The 15,147-nt window shown below is 69.8% G+C and carries 18 protein-coding genes and 1 tRNA gene; 7 read left to right on the plus strand and 12 right to left on the minus strand.

Translation table 11 applies throughout. From position 1 onward, the window contains the following. Positions 1-3 precede the first annotated feature (3 nt). Positions 4-342 carry a hypothetical protein gene (locus MKK49_RS18570; RefSeq protein WP_244031160.1) on the minus strand — a complete coding sequence of 113 codons (339 nt, stop codon included), beginning with the start codon at positions 340-342 and terminating at the stop codon, positions 4-6. A 207-nt stretch (positions 343-549) separates the two neighbouring features. Here MKK49_RS18570 and hemC point away from each other — a divergent pair, with 207 nt between their 5' ends. Beyond that, a complete protein-coding gene (hemC, locus tag MKK49_RS18575) occupies positions 550-1,497 on the plus strand; it encodes a hydroxymethylbilane synthase (protein ID WP_279595621.1) in 948 nt (315 codons plus the stop codon). 4 nt (positions 1,498-1,501) lie between these two features. Here the strand turns inward: hemC and MKK49_RS18580 are convergent, their stop codons facing one another. Beyond that, positions 1,502-2,551: a GSCFA domain-containing protein gene (locus tag MKK49_RS18580; RefSeq protein WP_244031286.1), complete on the minus strand. Its 1,050-nt coding sequence runs from the start codon at positions 2,549-2,551 to the stop codon at positions 1,502-1,504. Between the two features lie 178 nt (positions 2,552-2,729). On the opposite strand from MKK49_RS18580, the gene MKK49_RS18585 reads away from it, so the two are divergent. Continuing rightward, the gene (locus tag MKK49_RS18585; protein ID WP_244031162.1) at positions 2,730-3,623 is read left to right on the plus strand and encodes a WcbI family polysaccharide biosynthesis putative acetyltransferase; all 894 of its coding nucleotides are present in this window, start codon (positions 2,730-2,732) and stop codon (positions 3,621-3,623) included. Positions 3,624-3,644: 21 nt separating this feature from the next. Here the strand turns inward: MKK49_RS18585 and MKK49_RS18590 are convergent, their stop codons facing one another. Beyond that, entirely contained in the window at positions 3,645-4,031 is a 387-nt protein-coding gene (locus MKK49_RS18590; protein WP_244031164.1) for a response regulator, read from the minus strand. 78 nt (positions 4,032-4,109) lie between these two features. Here MKK49_RS18590 and MKK49_RS18595 point away from each other — a divergent pair, with 78 nt between their 5' ends. Then, entirely contained in the window at positions 4,110-4,523 is a 414-nt protein-coding gene (locus MKK49_RS18595; protein WP_244031166.1) for an Hpt domain-containing protein, read from the plus strand. 525 nt (positions 4,524-5,048) lie between these two features. Here MKK49_RS18595 and MKK49_RS18600 read toward each other — a convergent pair. After that, positions 5,049-5,123 (minus strand) — tRNA-Gln (locus MKK49_RS18600). Positions 5,124-5,222: 99 nt separating this feature from the next. Here MKK49_RS18600 and MKK49_RS18605 point away from each other — a divergent pair. Both MKK49_RS18605 and MKK49_RS18610 read left to right on the plus strand, forming a co-directional pair. Continuing rightward, positions 5,223-5,975 (plus strand): SDR family oxidoreductase, encoded by a 753-nt coding sequence (locus MKK49_RS18605; RefSeq protein ID WP_244031168.1) that lies wholly within the window; start codon positions 5,223-5,225, stop codon positions 5,973-5,975. A gap of 117 nt (positions 5,976-6,092) precedes the next feature. Next, complete coding sequence (locus MKK49_RS18610) at positions 6,093-7,712, plus strand: peptide chain release factor 3 (protein ID WP_244031170.1); 1,620 nt, start codon at positions 6,093-6,095, stop codon at positions 7,710-7,712. Between the two features lie 69 nt (positions 7,713-7,781). On the opposite strand, the gene MKK49_RS18615 is transcribed toward MKK49_RS18610, so the two are convergent. From MKK49_RS18615 to MKK49_RS18630, 4 genes are all read right to left on the minus strand, one after another. Further along, positions 7,782-8,024: a hypothetical protein gene (locus tag MKK49_RS18615; RefSeq protein ID WP_244031172.1), complete on the minus strand. Its 243-nt coding sequence runs from the start codon at positions 8,022-8,024 to the stop codon at positions 7,782-7,784. Positions 8,025-8,200: 176 nt separating this feature from the next. After that, complete coding sequence (locus tag MKK49_RS24710) at positions 8,201-8,584, minus strand: DUF6894 family protein (protein ID WP_313899187.1); 384 nt, start codon at positions 8,582-8,584, stop codon at positions 8,201-8,203. 185 nt (positions 8,585-8,769) lie between these two features. Further along, a complete protein-coding gene (locus MKK49_RS18625; protein ID WP_409565098.1) occupies positions 8,770-9,867 on the minus strand; it encodes a spore photoproduct lyase family protein in 1,098 nt (365 codons plus the stop codon). 47 nt (positions 9,868-9,914) lie between these two features. Then, on the minus strand, positions 9,915-11,498 hold the full coding sequence (locus tag MKK49_RS18630) for a cryptochrome/photolyase family protein (protein ID WP_244031174.1): 1,584 nt from the start codon (positions 11,496-11,498) through the stop codon (positions 9,915-9,917). A gap of 463 nt (positions 11,499-11,961) precedes the next feature. Between MKK49_RS18630 and MKK49_RS18635 the strand changes: the two genes are divergently transcribed. Further along, on the plus strand, positions 11,962-12,753 hold the full coding sequence (locus MKK49_RS18635; protein ID WP_244031175.1) for a DUF2189 domain-containing protein: 792 nt from the start codon (positions 11,962-11,964) through the stop codon (positions 12,751-12,753). Positions 12,754-12,813: 60 nt separating this feature from the next. Here the strand turns inward: MKK49_RS18635 and MKK49_RS18640 are convergent, their stop codons facing one another. Both MKK49_RS18640 and MKK49_RS18645 read right to left on the minus strand, forming a co-directional pair. Then, positions 12,814-13,266 (minus strand): response regulator, encoded by a 453-nt coding sequence (locus tag MKK49_RS18640; RefSeq protein ID WP_244031176.1) that lies wholly within the window; start codon positions 13,264-13,266, stop codon positions 12,814-12,816. Positions 13,267-13,381: 115 nt separating this feature from the next. Beyond that, on the minus strand, positions 13,382-13,849 hold the full coding sequence (locus tag MKK49_RS18645; protein WP_244031177.1) for a BLUF domain-containing protein: 468 nt from the start codon (positions 13,847-13,849) through the stop codon (positions 13,382-13,384). 113 nt (positions 13,850-13,962) lie between these two features. Between MKK49_RS18645 and MKK49_RS18650 the strand changes: the two genes are divergently transcribed. Then, entirely contained in the window at positions 13,963-14,280 is a 318-nt protein-coding gene (locus MKK49_RS18650) for a porin (protein ID WP_244031178.1), read from the plus strand. Positions 14,281-14,284: 4 nt separating this feature from the next. Here the strand turns inward: MKK49_RS18650 and MKK49_RS18655 are convergent, their stop codons facing one another. Continuing rightward, on the minus strand, positions 14,285-14,770 hold the full coding sequence (locus MKK49_RS18655; RefSeq protein WP_244031179.1) for a hypothetical protein: 486 nt from the start codon (positions 14,768-14,770) through the stop codon (positions 14,285-14,287). Further along, positions 14,754-15,134, minus strand: coding sequence for a rod-binding protein (locus tag MKK49_RS18660; protein WP_244031181.1), 381 nt, complete (start codon positions 15,132-15,134; stop codon positions 14,754-14,756). The genes MKK49_RS18655 and MKK49_RS18660 overlap by 17 nt, the downstream gene beginning before the upstream one ends. Between the last annotated feature and the right edge of the window lie 13 nt (positions 15,135-15,147).

Raw genomic sequence — 15,147 nt, forward strand, 5'->3', positions numbered from 1 at the left:
GCCCTACCGCAGGGCGTTGGAGATGGAGCGGAACCGGTCTTCCAGGCCGAGGACGTGGCCGGCGACCTCCTGACGGGCGCAGACGGCCGAGACGAGGCCCTGCGGCAGGAAGCCCGGGCGGTTGCCGGCACCGCACGGCATCAGCACGGAGGCCGCGAAGAATCCGAGGGAGCCGAGGAGCAGCACGAGCTTGAACGGTCCGACCCCCCGCCGCGCGGAGCGCTCATGCCGGGCCTCGCGCTCCGGACGGCGGCCACGCGGCGGCGGCGCCTCGTCCGCATCCGGATCGTCGCGCGGGCCGAACTCGGCCTGATAGTAGCGCTCAAGCTTACTCGGTCTCATTCGTCGCCGTTCTCGCGTCCGGGTCTCGCCTCAGAGCCCAGCCAAGCTTTGCAACCAGGAGGCGTCACGACCCGATAATTTTCGGCTAACACAACCGCTCGATTCATCGCCCAAGCCGTGACGACGCGGAGTCGGATGCCCGGTGACAGGGCCGTGCGGACTGCGTACCACGGTGGTCAGGCAACCCACCCTGAGCGATCCGCGCCCATGATTTCGCCCACGACCCCGCCCAGGCTTCAGCGCCCCCTCCGCATCGGCACGCGCGGCAGCCCGATGGCGCTCGCCCAGACCGGGATGGTCCGCGACAGAATCGTCGCCGCCAATCCGGGGCTCGAGACCGAGATCGTGGTGGTCAACACCGTGGCCGACCGCATCCTCGACCGGCCGCTCTCGGAAATCGGCGGCAAGGGCCTGTTCACCAAGGAACTCGAACAGGCGCTGTTCGCCGACGTGGTCGATGTCGCCGTCCATTCCATGAAGGACGTGGAGACCTGGCTGCCCGAGGGTCTTGTCATCGCCTGCATCCTGGAGCGCGACGACCCGCGCGACGCCTTCCTGTCGCCCCGCGCCGCCGGTTTTTCCGACCTGCCCGCCGGTTCGCGGATCGGGACCTCGTCGCTGCGCCGGGCGGCCCAGGTGCTCATGCGCCGGCCGGATCTGCGCATCGTTCCCCTGCGCGGCAACGCCAACACCCGGATGCGCAAGCTGGAGGAGGGGACCTGCGACGCCACCCTCCTGGCCCTGTGCGGCCTGGAACGCCTCGGCATGGCCGAGATGGCCCGCTCCGTCCTCGCCGTCGACGAGATGCTGCCGGCCGTGGCCCAGGGGGCGCTGGGCATCGAGTGCCGCGAAGGGGATGCCGACGTGCGCGCACTGCTCGCTCCCCTGGTCAGCCAACGGGCGACGGCCGAACTCGCCGCCGAGCGCAGCTTGCTCGCCGAACTCGACGGCTCGTGCCGTACGCCCATCGCCGCCCTCGCCCGGATCGACGGCGACACCCTGTCCCTCGACGGCCTGCTGTTCCTGCCCGACGGCAGCGCCCACTGGGCGGTGCAGCGCTCAGGCGCCGTCGCCGACGCGGCCCGCATCGGCGCGGAGGCCGGCGCGGAGTTGAAGCGCGCCGCCGGCGACACCTACTTCAAGCACCTGCAGTAGGCGCTCAGACCAGACTGCGCTCGATGGCCTCCTCGTCGCAGACCACGCCGGCCGCGCGGGCGTATTCGAGGCCGAGCGGGTGGGGCACCCGCGCGACGGGCGCGGCGTTGGTGAAGGCACCGAGGAACACCCGCATGACGTGGGCGACGGCCTCGGGCGTCACCGAGCGCAGGTCGTCGGCGTAGTAGCGGCCGGCATTGGCCGTGCTGGTGACGATCTCGTAGGCGGGGAAATACACCGCGCGTGGCTCCGCCTCGACCACTTCCTCCGCCGCCACCCGCAGGGCCGCCTTGCTGTAGGCGTTGGACACCAGGACGTGCCGATCCGCGTAGGACGCGATGAGCGGCACCGGCGATACCGTGAGGATCACGCGCGCCTTCGCGTTCACGCGGAACAGCCGGTCGAGGAAGGCGAGCAGGTCGTCGCGCACGCCTCCGGCACGGGCGTTGACGAAGGCGTAGCGGTCCGGATCGAAGCCGTCGCCGATCACGCCCGGCGCCACCGGCAGGGCCGCCCCATCGGCCCGGTGCTCCCAGCCCTCCGTGAGCCCGAGGGTGAAGACGAACACGTCGAGCTCCTCGAACATCGTCCGCACGGCCGCGAGGTGGTTTTCGCGCGACGCGAGCAACGCGGCCTCGTCCGGGAACCCGTCGGGCTCGATGGCCGGACGGAACGGATCGACGCGGCGCCCGTCCGGCCGGGTCCAGGCCGCGAGGTCCGGCACGTAGGTGCCGTAGGCCCGGTCGAACAGCTGGAGCAGCTGGCGCGCGGTGTAGACGTTGCCGTAACGGGCGCAATAGGTGCCGTACTGGCGCGCCTCCGCCGCCGCCGGCGACAGGCCGGCGGGGACCGGCTCGGCGAGGTAGCGGCCGAACCCGGCCTCCGTCAGGGCGCGCGCGACGTGCTGGGCGAAGCAGCTCCCGGCGGTGGCGACCCGGGCGCCCGGCGGGATGAGAAACGCGCCGCTCGGCCCCGGCGCCAGGGCGAAGGGCGGCACGCCGGCCACGGCCTTGCGCCAGAATCGCTCGGCCGGTAGATCGGCGTAAGGGTTCATCACCACGGCGGCACCTCTCATCCGATCGCTCACAGGCTGGCCGCACCGGGCCTTCGCACGGGTCGAGACCCTCGCGCGATCCGTCTCATCACCGGGTTCTTGGTCGCCATCCTGGGCGGGACCGTGGCGCCGGGCCGCTGCCGAAGCGGAACCGGAGCGCACCGGGCCCCGCATCGCCGTGCTGGGCAATTGCCAGGCCGACGGCATCGCGCGCGTCCTGAGCCTTCTCCTGCCCGACGCCCGGGTCACCCTGGTGCCCCTGGCCGGCCTGGGCCGGGACCACGCCACCCTGGCGCGCCTGCGTGATCACCTCACCCCGTTCGATCACGTCTTCTCCCAGTTCTTTCCCGAGGGCTTCGTCGCGGGCGGCAACGTCCACGCCCTCGCGCGGAACGACCCGCGGATACGCCTGTACCCGACGATCCTGTTCCCGGCCTTCCACCCCGACATGGTCCATGTCGGCGATGTCGGCGCGCTCTCGGCCACTCGCCTCGTGCACTCGCCCATGGGACCGTACCATTCGGCCATCGCGCTCTGCGCCTACCTCGAGGGCCGCACGGTGAACGAGACCCTCGCCCTGTTCCGGGACGACGTGTTCGCGCACCTCGGCTACTACGACGCCTGGAGCGAAGCGAGCGCCTATCTCCTCGGCAGCGCCCGCGACATCGCTTTCCCCCTCGACGCGGAGCTGGCGCGCTGGGCGCGCCGAGGCTGCTTCATGCACGTCCTCAACCACCCGAAAGTCTTCGTGCTCGCCGACCTCGCCCGGCGCCTCGCGCGGGAAGCGGGCCTGGCGCCGTTGGACCTGGCGGCGGAGGATTACCTCGCCGACGATCTCGTGGCGGATGCCGTCTGGCCGCTCTATCCCGAGATCGCGCGGCGCTACGGGCTCGCCGGCACCACCCACTTCAAGCCGAAGGAGCGGGGCGGCGCGAGCACCATCCTGCTCGACCGCAAAGCCTTCGTCGCCGGCAGTTTCGCGGCCTATGCCCGCCATCCCATGGAGGCCCTCGTCTGTCCGCGCGTGGCGGCCTGGCGTGGCGCCCCCGCGGTGCGGGCGATGTTCTCCTGACGCCGATCGGCCCGAAACCGTTCAGCCGGCGGCGTGCGATCCCGTGGCGGCGGCGATGCCGCGGGCGAGTTCGGCGATGGGCTGCATCCGGAACGGCTTGGCGACGAACAGGCTGTCGCTGACGGCCCGCCCCCGGGGATGCGTGCCGCTGGAGGCGTAGACCACGGGCCGGCCGGGATGCAGGGCCCGGAACGCGTCGGCGACACTCCAGCCGTCCACGAGGCCGGGCAGATTGATATCCGTAAACAACCAATCGATGGCGCGTCCCGTCTCGCGGATCGCCGTCAGGGCCGCCTCGCCGCTGGAGGCGGGAATCACGTGCAGGCCGCCCTGCTCGCAGACTCGGGTGAGCATGTCGAGGAGCAGGTAGTTATCCTCGACGATCAGAACCCGACAGCGGGAATCCATCACACGTTCCAACTCTTTGCACGGACGCATTTACCCGGTAATGGTTAAGTCTCCATCAACGTGAGCGATGGTTCGCCCGTGCCGATATCCGCGCACCCCTTCCCTGACACGACGATCCTCGACGGGCCCTCCGGCGCGAGCGTCGCGTCCCATCCCGCCGGCGCGGTGCCGGTCTACGATCCGGCGACCCTGGCCGAGCTCGAAGGCGTGTTCGGGCATGCGCGGCTGATGGATCTCCTGGCCCACCTCAAGATCGAGATCTCGCAGCGGCTCGGCTGGCCGGACACCGACCGTCTGGCCCTGCGGCACGATGCCCACACCCTGCTGTCGGTCAGCGGCTCCCTCGGCTTCTTCGACCTGTCGCGGCGCTGCCTGGAAATGGAGCAGGCCTGTCTCCTCGGCGCCGATCTGGTGGCCCCCTTGAGCGCGGCCCGCGCGGCGGCCGAGGGTGCGATCGCGGCCATCTGCGACATGGAAGCCTGCGCGCCCTAGAGCCGTGCCCGATCCGGCCGGATCGGACCACGCCGCCAACTTTTCGTTGCAGGTCGCCCGCTTCCGACGAACCGGTCTTCCCCTCCGGAAAGCACCGGCGTTCGATCCCAGGATTTCGTGGTGGCCCGACGCGCCCATGGCCTGCCTGCGCGTGTCGCGTCGCGTCGCGGTTGGAGCGTCTCGACCTTGGCAGTCAATCGACGCCGGAGCCTGATTTCATCGAAGATGGTGGTCCCGAAGCCAAGCCGGTCGATCCCACGCAACGAACCGAGGCGACCTCAACGCCACGATCCAGGGGACGCTGGTGGCGTTCAGCTACAAGAATTAGCCCAACCGCGAACACGACCGACCGGCATCGAGCCCTGGCGCGGCAACGCCAGGGCTTTTCGCTTGCAGCGTAAGCGCACGGTCGGACCATGCCGACAGACACGCCCGTCGCACCCGGCGAACTGTTACGGATAACGGATATCGGCGAGACGCCGATCCGCGCCCCGAGTCATTGTTTTGTTTGAATTTTACAGGGCTTGGCTGGGGCGCCAGGATTCGAACCTGGGAATGGCGGTACCAAAAACCGCTGCCTTACCACTTGGCGACGCCCCATCGGCGCAAGGCCGGGTGGTGTCTAGACGGAGTGGGGAAGGCTGGCAACAGGGGCGGGGCGCCTTTATGAGCGAGCCGGAAACCGGAGCGGGTGGGCGGATGGCGGGACGGATCGCGATGGTGACGGGGGCCGGGTCGGGGATCGGCCGGGCGGTGGCCCTCGGGCTCGCCGGGGCCGGGTACGCCGTGGTGCTGGCGGGGCGGCGGCGGGACCGGCTCGAGGCCGTGGCCGACGCGGTGCGACTCGCGGGCAGCGAGGCCCTCGCCGTCGCGGCCGACGTCGCCGATCCCGACGCCGTGGCGGCTTTGTTCGCGCGGACGCGGGACGCGTATGGCCGCCTCGACGTGCTGTTCAACAATGCCGGCGTGTTCACGCCGGGCGTGCCCATCGACGAGGTCGCCCTCGCCGATTGGCGCGCCAGCCTCGACGTGAACCTCACGGGCGCCTTCCTGTGCACGCAAGGCGCGTTCCGGCTGATGAAGGCGCAGGACCCGCGCGGCGGGCGGATCATCAACAACGGCTCCCTCGCCGCCCAAGTGCCGCGCCCGAACGCCGCGCCCTACACCGCGACCAAGCACGCCATGACGGGGCTCACCCGCGCCACCTCCCTCGATGGGCGCGCCCACGACATCGCCTGCGGCCAGATCGACGTCGGCAACGCCGAAACGGACATGACCCGGAGTTTTTCGCAAGGCGCCCGCCAGGCCGATGGCAGCATCAAACCCGAGCCGGTGATGGACGCGGCCCATGTGGCGGACGCGGTGGTGTACATGGCCGGGCTCCCCCTCTCGGCCAACGTCCAGTTCATAACCGTGCTGGCGACGAAGATGCCGTATATCGGCCGGGGCTGAGGCCGACGCCGCGTCTTTGCGCTCGCCCCCGGAAACGCCTACACAGCCCCACCCCATCTGGTCGCCGCCCGGCGACCATCGTCCGCCCGTCGCGGACCCGGAACACCGTTGCCCGCCATGCTGATGCAGACCGAAACCAAAGCGCCCGACGCGAAAGGCGACCCCGTCGCCCGGCGCCGCACCTTCGCGATCATCTCGCACCCGGATGCCGGCAAGACCACGCTCACGGAGAAGCTGCTGCTGTTCGGCGGCGCGATTCAGCTCGCCGGCGAGGTCAAGGCCAAGCGCAACCGGGTTTCGACCCGCTCCGACTGGATGGGCATCGAGAAGGAGCGCGGCATCTCCGTCGTCACCTCGGTGATGACGTTCGAGTACGGCGACTGCGTCTTCAACCTCCTCGACACGCCGGGCCACGAGGACTTTTCGGAAGACACCTATCGCACCCTGACGGCCGTCGATTCGGCCGTGATGGTGATCGACGCGGCCAAGGGCATCGAGGCCCGCACGCGAAAACTGTTCGAGGTCTGTCGGCTCCGCGACATCCCCATCGTCACCTTCGTGAACAAGCTCGACCGCGAGGCCCGCGACCCGTTCGAGCTCCTCGACGAGATCGAGAAGGTGCTGGCCCTCGACGTCGCCCCCGTCACCTGGCCCATCGGCCGGGGCCGGAGCTTTGCCGGCACCTACGACCTCGGCAACGGCCGGGTCCGCCGCCTCGACGCGGCCGACGACGCCGGCACCGTGGCGGTGACGGGCGTCGACGATCCGCTGTTCGACCAGCTCCTGACGGAGGAGGGCGAGGTCGCGACCTGGCGCGAGGAGGCGGAGCTCGCCGAGACCGGCCTCAAGCGCTTCGACCTGCAGGCCTTTCGCGAGGGGCATCTCACGCCGGTGTTCTTCGGCTCGGCGCTGCGCAACTTCGGCGTGCGCGACCTCATCGACGGGCTCGCCCGCTTCGCCCCGCCGCCGCGCGGCCAGGACGCCGACAAGCGCCTCGTCGAGCCGACCGAGCCGAAGATGACCGGCTTCGTTTTCAAGATCCAGGCGAACATGGACCCGAACCACCGCGACCGCATCGCCTTCATGCGGGTGTGCTCGGGACGCTTGAGCCGGGGGATGAAGGCCAAGCTCGTGCGCACGGGGAAACCCATGTCGCTCTCGGCCCCGCAATTCTTCTTCGCCCAGGACCGCGCCATCGCGGACGAGGCGTTCGCGGGCGACGTCGTCGGCATCCCCAACCACGGGACCCTGCGCATCGGCGACACCCTCACGGAGGGCGAGGAGATCGTGTTCCGCGGGGTGCCGAGCTTCGCCCCCGAGATCCTGCGCCGGATCAAGCTCACCGACGCCATGAAGGCGAAGAAGCTGCGCGAGGCCCTGCAGCAGATGGGCGAGGAGGGCGTGGTGCAGGTGTTCCGGCCGCATGACGGCTCCCAGGCCATCGTCGGGGTGGTGGGCGCCCTCCAGCTCGACGTGCTGAAGGAGCGGCTCCAGGCCGAGTACGGCCTGCCCATCGACTACGAGCCGACCCGGTTCTCCATCTGCCGCTGGATCGAATCCGACAAGGAGACCGACCTCGACGGCTTCATCGGCAGCCACGGCTCGGCCATGGCGAGCGACCTCGACGGCGCGCCGGTGTTCATGGCCACCACCGCGTTCTCCCTGCGCTACGAGGAGGAGCGGGCACCGGCCGTGCGGTTCACCGACATCAAGGATTACCAGAAGCGCGCCGCCTGAGACACGCGGGACGCTGGTCCCGGCACCCGAGCCTGCCGTCTTCCGGGTGGTGTCCGTGCGCGCGCCGTCCTAGCGCTCGGCGCGCAGGCTTCCGATGAAGCGGCGTGCGACATGGCGCACGGCCTCGTCGTCGCGCTCCGCGTCCGGGCCCTTGTCCCAGAGGTGATCGACGCTGGCGTCGAGGTCGTCGAGCAGTTCGGGATGGTGCTGCGCGAGGAAGCGGATGGTGCCGAACAGCAGATGTTCGATGGCCATCTCGCGACGACGGGCGTCGACGATCTGCGGATCGGATTCGGGCGTTGGCTGGCTCATGGCACCTCAACCGGCCGATGCGATCCCGGGTTCGCTGCGGGGCCGCCTCCATGATGACGCAGAGGGTCCGAGCCCAGGCGACGGACGCTCAGTTTGCCGCGTTCGACACGGCCCGCGATCCGGCGGACGACAATCCTCCGCCCCGCCGCAAACCCGCACTGTCGGGGCTACCGGACTCACACAACTGCGAACGGGCCGATTCCGTGCAGCGGCAGGCATCCGGATGCGGGCGGGAGGCGCACTGGAGCTCCCTCTCCTTCCAGGAGAGGGGACCTGCGCTTCCCGCGAGATGTGTGAAGACCGTAGCCGTCGGGGTGAGGGATGCCGTCATGCGTCCCATCCTTGCCCACGAAGGGGTGCACGAGGATGCGCCGACCGCTGAGGTCGTGGACGCTGACGTACCAGTCCGACCAGTCGCCGCCTTCGTCCAAACTGCGCATGGAGTCCTGCGCCACCTTCCTGGCCCAGCGCGTCACGCGGTCGGGAACACGGATGTCCTTGCCGACGGCATCGAACACGAATTCGGAACCGTTCAGGGCGTGGAAGCGGTAACGGGCCATGGGGCGTTCGTCCTCTTCGCGAAAGCTTCAGACACCGACGAGTTCATGATACGTTCTTGTTATATGTCGTGGACGGGGACGGGCAAGGGGTTCGTCCGCCCCATTCGGCGGCGGCGTGACCGCGTCCCGGGCGCACGGGATCTCACCGGGTCCGAATCCCCGATTGGACGAAGCCCCGGGCGCGATCAGGTCCAGTAGAGCAGGCGGGCCATGGGCAAGTGCCGCCCCGCCAGGTCGGTAAGGGATGTCCGCAACTGGCGCATGGTCTCGGCGGGATAGACGAACTTCGTCGAGCCGAATTTCGTGAGCTTGCGGGTGCGGGCCCCTTCGTCGAGGTCGAGGTCGCTGCCCGGATACCAATCCCCCAGGACGGCCTTCGAGGCGGGGGTGAACCGGTGGGTGATGAGCTCCACCGTCAGGTCGAGGTCGTCGATGCCCGCGAGGACAGCGGCGGTTCGGGCGAACAGATCGTCGTAGCCCGCCGGCCAGTCGGGGAACGGCTGGATCGGGGCCACCGTGAGCCCGATCCGGTAGCCGTCGCGGCCCAGCTGCGCGAGGGCGTCGAGGCGGGACTGAAGCGGGCTGGTGCCGCCCTCGTAGCGGATCAGCGCCGGCGCGTTCACGGACATGCGCACCCTGACCCGCCGGCCGTGCGGCAGGCCGATCAGCGGCGCGGCATTGCCGAACTTGCTGGTGAACCGAAGCTGGACCGGCGCCTCCCAGCGCCCGAAGAAGCGCACCGCTTCCGCCAAGCTGCCGGTGATGTGCTCGATGCCGAGGGGATCGGCGTAGCACGAACCCTCGAAGGTGGTGCCCTCGTGCGCCCGCTCGGGTGAGGCCGAGGTGACCTGACCGGTGCCGAGATGCGCCGGCAGGACCGCGAGGATCTCGTCCACGTTCGCGTAGACGCGCGTGATCGGCGGACCGCCGAGGGAGCCGGCGAGGTAGCAATACTGGCAATGGGCATGGCAGCCCTCGGCGAGGTCGAACCGCCAGTCGGCCGAGGGCGGGATCGGCTGCAGCCGGCGCTTGCTCGGGGGCGCGACCACCACCGCCAGGGTCGCCTTGGCCGCGCGGTAGGCGGCACGCGGGTCGTCGTGCTTCGGGTTGACGAGCCGGTCACCGGTCAATTCGACGACGTCCGCACCGAGGGCGGCGGCCCGTTCGGCGATGGCCCGCCCGTGCGGGAAACCGCGCGCCGCGCGGGTGATGAGAACGCGGTGGGGCTGCCAGAGGCGGGGGGCGACGGGGGGCGACGGCGAAGTGGGCACGGCTGTGGGCATGATCCTCGACAAGAGACCCGGCCGATCCCGGTTCCGTGCGGCGGCGATCAGCCCCGCCCCGGCGCCGCGGGGTAGCCCGTCGCCAGCCCGTCCAGGAAGCGGTCGGCCTCCGCCACGATGGTGGCCCGGCGTGGCCCGTCCCACGATGCGAGGGTCCGGTAGGGCATCGCCATGCGCTGGTTCCGGGACAGGGTGTCGGCGTTGCGGATCAGGAATGCCCAATACAGGTAATTGAACGGACAGGCCTTGGGGCCGGTCTTGACCTTGGGACTGTAGGCGCAGCCGCCGCAATAGTTCGACATGCGATCGATGTAGGCGCCGCCCGCCGCATAGGGCTTCGACGACATCACCCCGCCATCCGCGAAGATCGCCATCCCGTGGACGTTCGGGAGCTCGACCCATTCGTAGGCGTCGGCATAGACCACGAGGTACCATTCCTCGATCTCGGCCGGACGGATGCCGGCGAGGAGGGCGAAATTGCCGGTGATCATGAGCCGGTTGATGTGATGGGCGTAGGCGTGGCGCCGGGTGTCCTCGATCGCCTGATGCAGGCAGTTCATCCCCGTTTCGCCGGTCCAGTAGAAGGTCGGCAACGCACGCTCCGCCCCGAGGGCGTTGCTGTTCGCGTAGTCCGGCATGCGCAACCAGTAGACCCCGCGGACGAACTCACGCCAGCCGAGGATCTGGCGCACGAAGCCCTCGATGGCGTTCAGCGGCACCCGCCCCGCCCGGTACTCGGCGAGCGCCCGGTCGACCACCTCGCGGGCGGTCAGAAGTCCGGCGTTGAGGTAGGGCGACAAGGTCGCGTGATAGAGGAACGGTTCGCCCGAGCGCATGGCATCCTGATAGTCCCCGAAGGCGGGAAGGCAGGCCGTGGCGAAGTCCTCGAGGGCCGCCAGGGCCTGTCCCCGCGTCACGCCCCAGCTGAAGCCGTCGAGATCGCCGAAATGCCCGGCGAAGCGGGCGGCCACGAGGGTCATGACCGCTCGGGTGGTCGCGTCCGGCGCGAAGCGCAGGCGCTGCGGCGGAGCCCGGTCGGCCGGCCAGGGTTTTCGGTTCTCGGCGTCGAAGTTCCAGCGACCACCGGCCGGCGCCCCGTCCTCCATGAGCAGGCCGGTCCGGGTGCGCATGGCATGGTAGAACGGTTCCATGCGGTAGCTGGCCTTGCCCCCGGCCCAGGCGGCGAAGGCCGCGCGGGAACAGTAGAAGCGGGTGTCGGGCCTGATCTCGACGGGGACGTTGAGACGGGTCCGCCAGCCTTCCATGGCCGCCAGGACCCGCGCTTCCCCGGGCTCCGTGACCACGATCGCGTCGGGCAGGTGCCGGCGGGCGGCGCGCTCCAGCTCGCCCGTGAAGGACCCTGTGTTGGCGGGGTCGTCGAGGGCGACGTAGTCGACCCGGATGCCCTCGGCGCGCAGATCCTCCGCGAAGTGGCGCATGGCCGAGAGGATCAGGGTGATCTTCTGCTTGTGGTGCGGAACGTAGGTCGCCTCCTCCATCACCTCGACCATCAGCACGGTATCGGTCTCGGGATCGAGGCCGTCGAGGGTCGGGAGGGTTCGGGTCAGCTGGTCGCCGAGGACGAAGCGAAGGGCGGACGAGCGTAGGGCGGACAAGCGAGGGGCAGACATGGGCAACGGGTCTCGCGCGGAACGTCGACCGGTTCTAGCGTTCCCCGTTCGTTCTGGATCGCCCCGAAAGGTCGCACCCGGTTTCGCCGAGCGACGGCGCGCCCGCCATGGCCACCGCCGCCTTCCTCCTGAACGACGAGGACGAAGGGCCCCCGGCCGTGCGGTTCACCGACATCGCGGATGACCGGAAGCGAACGGAGGCTTGGTAGGCCGGCGGCGCGTTTCCGACCAACCCGCCGTGAAGCATCGGCTTTCGTCGAAAGCGATGCCCGCTTTCGGACCGATCTCCGATGTTCGGCACGCATCAACTGTATAGCCAAGGTTCCACGCCGTCGAATTGGGCGGACAGCGCGCCGTTCCGGGTGTAGCCTGTGGGCCATCTGCTCTCGACATCTGCGAGCGTGGTTCGTGTGTCTCGCCTGTGGACGGTCGCGAGCGTCACCCTGATCGAGGGCGGACCACCATGGCGACCATTCAGACACTCCACCAAGCTCGGGACACCGCCCAACCGGCGGTCCGCGACATCGGCGCCGAGGACCTCAGGGCCTCGCTCCGGCAAGGCCTGGACGATTTCCTGGCCATGCCGAGCCACGTCTTCTTCCTCGGGCTGATCTATCCCCTGGCGGGGGTGTTCCTCGCCGGACTCACCTTCGGCAACAACGTCCTGCCGATGCTGTTTCCCCTGGCGGCCGGCTTCGCCCTCATCGGGCCGTTCGCGGCCGTCGGCCTCTACGAACTCAGCCGTCGCCGCGCGGCCGGCCTCGATACGGACGGGCGCCGCGCCTTCACCAGCCTGCGGCGGCATTCGGCCTGGGCCCTCGGCATGCTCGGCCTCGTCCTGGCGGTGATCTTCGTCGCCTGGCTCATCGCCGCGCAGGGCCTGTACTGGGCACTCTACGGCACGGCGCAGCCCGACACGGTGCTGGGCTTCGTCGCCGACGTCCTCACCACGCCGCGCGGCTGGGCGCTGATCGTGCTCGGCAACCTCGTGGGCTTCGCGTTCTCGGTGCTGGTGCTCGCCGTCAGCCTCGTCTCGGTGCCGATGGTGGTGGACCGGCACGTCGATGCGCTCACGGCCGTCGAGACCTCGCTTGCGGCCTTCCGGCGCAACCCGCGCACCCTCGTGGCCTGGGGCTTCGTCGTCGCCGGGCTGCTGGTGATGGGCTCGCTGCCGCTCTTCATCGGCCTCGCCGTGGTCATGCCGGTCCTCGGGCACGCCACCTGGCACCTCTACCGGCGCCTCGTGCCGGCCTGACGGCGAAGGCCTGACGGCGCATCGGTCCGGAGCGGCCTTCGAAGAGCCGGAGGCCGTCCGTCAGAACTTGCCCAGCATGGGGAAATCGACGCTCAGCGCGGATTCGGCGGCGAGGGGGGCCTCGCGTTTGCGCGGCTTGCGGTTGATGACCTGCTTCAGCTTGGATTTCAGCACCGACATGTCGAACGGCTTCAGGATGAAGGCATCGGCGCCGGCCTGGTGGGCGAGGTTGATGTCCTCGAAGTCGAACGAGGCCTCGGTCAGGATGAAGGGCGTGTTCATCAGGGCGTCGTCGGCCCGGATCTCGCGCAGGAAGGCGAGGCCGTCCATGGGCTCCATGTCGAGGTCGGAGATCACGAGGGCGTACTTGCGGGTGCGCAGGCGTTCGAGGGCCGTGGCCGCATCGTTGACGCCGTCCACATCCGGAAACCCGAGCCGGTTCATGAGCAGGACGACGAGCTTCAGGAGCTTGTCCTGGTCGTCGACGATGAGGATCGGAGGCGTCTCGCTCATGAATCGTGGATCTCAGGCCGTGGCGGCGACAGGTCGTCCGGGGGATCGATGTCTCTCGGGACACGTCCGCCGCACCGGGGGGTGCGCGACGAGACCCGGCGTTTCGGGAGCACCGTCAGACGAACAGGTGATCGATGCCCTGCTTCGACATGGATTCCGTCTGCAGTTGCATGGCGAGGGCGTGGATGCCGCCGGCCTTCGGCGTCCCGCGCTGGAACATCGGCATCAGGTTCGCCTTCAGGAAGATGGCCTCGTTGACCGGGCCGCGCACGCCGGTGGAGAACGAGTGCACGAATTCCCGCTTCACGATCTCGCGCCATTCCACGATCTGCACGTCGCGGTGGCGCGAATCGGCGGCGATCCGGTTGAAGGTGTCGTTGACCGAAGCACGCTCGCCCTCGATGATCTGGGCGGCGACGTTCTGCTCGACCACGAGGAAACTGGTGATGACGGAGAATTCGTTCTTCTTCTGCGCGTGCCGGGTGATTTCGTTGAGCTGACGGCTGCGCGTCGGCGCATCGGCCGCCAGGTTGAGCCGGGAGAAGTAGATGAGGTGGACGAGACTCGTCCGCTTGGCGCGCATGATCGTGGCCCGTGATGTCCGCAACGGAAGCCTAGACAGAAGAGACATAACGGGGCGTAAAGACCACCGGCGCGCGGACACCGCTCATCGTCAGACCCGTTCGGGAGCAAATCATGCCGGGATCGTCGGCCAAAGGGTTCCTCGTCGCCCTCGGATTGGGGATCGGGCTCGCCGGCCCGGCCTTGGCCCGCGAGCGGGCGGTTGCGCCGGCCGGGGATCTCCTGCCGTGCCCGTCGCAGGGGGCCGGGTTCGTCCGGGTGCCGGGCACCACCACCTGCCTGCGCCTGTCCGGCCGGGTGGCGGCCGGCCTCGCGGCGGACCGACGGACCACCGCGCCGCTCTCCATGGGCCGCCTGTCCATCGACACGCGCACGGCCACGGAGTACGGCCCCGTCCGCGGCTTCGTGCGCATGGGGACCGGCCGGCCCTGATCCCTCACAGGCTGCGCGACAGCACCAGGGACTGGCCGGCGCCCATGCCGGGGCGGGCGTAGGGGGAGGGGGCGTGCGACGGGCGGCCGTAGACGGTGGGCGCGCGGGCGCGGCCGACTTCCTCGGCGAGCGACTTCACCAGCCCCTCCGAGACGGAGCGGGCCGTGGCGAGCACCATCTGGTTGGCCTCCACCACCGCCGTGAAGCGCCGATGGGCCGCCTTGAGGGCCTCGAGGCCCTCGGGGGCGAAGCGCGCGAGCGCGATGGCATTGGCCTTGATGGTCTCGAGCCCCTGGAGGTAGGCCGCCGACAGGCCGGTCTTGCGCTCGGCCTCCGCCAGCCCCTCGCGCAGGCGCCCGACGCGGATGTGGTCGCTCTCCCGGGCGAGCACGCCCTCCAGTGCCTCCAGACTCTCCATCACCCGGGCCACGAGGCTGCCGGCCCCCGCGCGGTCGACGATGCGAAGAGACCCTTCAGTTGACGCTGCCACGGCCGCCCTCCTGCATCTTCATCATCTCGCGGAACACCTGATCGCCGATGCCGACGCCGCCGCTCTTCACGATCTGGCCGGCATATTCCTTGGTGAGCATCGAGCGGTAGACGCCGCCGCCGGTGCCGTTGTCGCCGAGCGGCCCCTCGGTGCCCTCGGACTGGGCGAGGCGATCGAGGCTCTGCTCGAGGAACATGGTCTCGAACTCGTTCGAGGCCTTGCGCGCCTTCGCCTCGGCGGCGCTCTTCGGCGTCGCGGTGGCGGCGGCGGTCTTCGAGGCACCCGCCACCGTCTTGGCGATGTCGCCGACGATGGCCTTTCCGACGCCGATGGCGGCGGAGGCGGCGAGGGGAGCAAGCAGCATGGTCAACCTCTCG

The organism is Methylobacterium sp. J-090, assembly GCF_022829345.1.
Taxonomy (GTDB): Bacteria; Pseudomonadota; Alphaproteobacteria; order Rhizobiales; family Beijerinckiaceae; genus Methylobacterium.